This is a genomic window from Pseudomonas sp., from assembly GCF_050739655.1.
Classification (GTDB): Bacteria; Pseudomonadota; Gammaproteobacteria; order Pseudomonadales; family Pseudomonadaceae; genus Aquipseudomonas.
This window is the reverse complement of record NZ_JBOIBY010000620.1, coordinates 1-2,340: the sequence shown is the minus strand read 5'-3', so window position 1 is coordinate 2,340 and position 2,340 is coordinate 1. Positions and strand designations below refer to the sequence as shown.

The 2,340-nt window shown below is 61.5% G+C and carries 1 protein-coding gene; it reads left to right on the top strand.

Annotated features, from left to right (window positions below; genetic code table 11):
- Positions 1-41: 41 nt before the first annotated feature.
- On the top strand, positions 42-2,340 hold a 2,299-nt coding region (locus ACRESJ_RS29580; protein ID WP_431761050.1), incomplete at its 3' end, for a T6SS effector BTH_I2691 family protein.

Here is a 2,340-nt window from a genome sequence, read left to right as displayed (position 1 = left end):
TGGCAAAGGATCGTGTCGGATTTGACCGCAGGAGCACACCGATGAACTTGAGCTCACAGCTGGAAAATGTCATTGCCGAGACCTGCCTCCCAGTGGATCAGTGCAATGTCTGCACACGCCGAGGTTTGCCCATCCTTCCACTGCGTCACGCCGTGGTCCCACGATCATCGGAAGACTCGGCTGCGTTGTCCCACACACGCATGGGCTTGCGCACCTTGCGCGCGGGTTATCTGTACGTGCTGCTCGATCAACGGGTGTGGCAGGCCTATCAGGTCACGCCGGATGGCTATCTGCGCCAATTCAACCCCTATGCGCCACCCGCGGCCAACGAAAGCTTGTTAAGCGAGGCCTGCACCTCGGGCGGGCATGATGCTCCGGCGTCTTTCCTGAACATCGATACTCACGAATACACCCAGGCCTGGCTGGCATTTGCCAGTGACCCTTGGCCTCGCAGCGTGCTGGATGCCTACAAATCAGGTCGTCACCAGGAACGCTTTCGCAAACTTGACCTGCTGGCAGCACGAGACAACCCCGAGGGTATCGAGGATGCGCTGGTGATGACCGCCGATCATCCCCGTGTGAACCAGCAGGTGCAGGAGTACCAGCGACAACAGCCCGTCGGCCCACTGGACAGTGTCCATGGCTTCCATAGCCGCATGACCCGTGTAAAAACACTGAAAAACTTCCTGCGCGACACGATCGAGCAGCAGGCGCTCAAGCAAGGTGTGCTCGCCTTGGTGCTCGATGACACGGTGGGCCTGGTTCAACAGTACAACCACTTGCGCACTGTGTGGATCGAGGCCCGTCAGCGCTACATCGATGAGCCCATGACGGCCTATAAACGCCAAACGTCAGACTTGCTCCTGGCCATTCGCGACATGCACACCTTATGGGCCGAACAGCAAACCGCTTCGTTTGAGCCGATGACCGGCGATGGCCCACCGACCTTTGTCAGCCCCGAAGTAGAGCGTCAGCGCCTTGTCCAGCAGAGAATCCGGGAATACAACGCATCGTTGGAGCAACGCTACAGCGAGACGGATCGCGCCTCGTTCGAAAGCAGCTATCAGCAGCAATTGGCAGACTACCAGCGCCATATCGATGGCTGCGCGAGGCTCTATGCGCAGCTCTGCGCCAGCGCGTCGTTCAGGCGCATCGAGCAGCATGACTATGACGGCACCCATTTCCCCTCTGCCTTGGCCTACAGCCAAACCATGGCGCTGTGCCTGCGCGGCGGTATCAGTGAAGCGCCGCCCGTCACAGATGAAAACGCGCCCGCGCCGGATAACGGGCCCACGGCCATGCTGTGGCAACACTGGTTGAACGATCCGCAAAGCCCCATTTATCGCGCGTTACTGCTGCGGGAAAAATCCCTGCTGGCAGGCCTGTTGCCCAGTTTCAGCGTGACCGGCGACCTGGACTGGGGCGACAGCGAAAAGCTCTACTCGGCCGTGACCAAGGCCCTGAGCAGCGACGAAGCCATTCGTTACATCCAGCCTCATCTGCAGGAGGCCATGGCTCACCTCCTCGGCGCGCTCAACGCCGCCAGCGTCCGGCTGCAACCCGTGCTGGGGCCAGGCATTGCGCGCGCGGTGTCACGCCTCAACAGCGCCACCCAACTGTTGCACAACGGTATTCACCTGACCGAGCTCAAGGTCAGGATGAAGCTCAGCGAGTACTACGCCTTGCAATGCGAACGCCTGCGCACTCTGCAAAGCCAGGCGTACGAGGCTTTCGGCCGGAGCGAAAAAGGCATCATGGACGCCATGGGCGAGGTGGATTACCAGGCGCAGAAAGTGCACCACAAGGTTGTTCCACTGATCCGGACCGGCCTGCTGAGCCTGGCCGTGCTGGATCCCAAGGTGGCCAACCAGATGATCAGTGTCACGGTCTGGGTGGAGGGCGACGCGGACACGCTCCGGCACGACCTGATGCGTGAGGCCGCATCGAACGCAGATCGGGCGGGAGTCAGCGCCCACGCTCTGCTTCAGGACATCACCGTGGGCGTCGGCAGCCTGGATTCACGGGCTCGCATGGCGCTGCAAGGCCTCAAGGTGCCTGCTCGGCAGGCGGCCGACTGGGTCCGCACCGGCTTCACCGGCCTGCGCGGGAGCGCCGGTAGCGGCCAATTGTTGCTGGCACTGGGCGGGTTTTACCTGCTCAACGACTCGATGAAGAAGAATTTCCAAGAGGTGGAGCGAACATTGGGCAGCAAAGCGCCGGAAGCCAGGCTGGCGCTGTACGGCAGCATGCTGGGGGTGTTGGGTGGCGGTGTGGAAATCGTGGGGGTTGCACTGTTGACCGGGGCGGGACGAGTTCAGCAGATGAGCAGCCTGTCTGCTC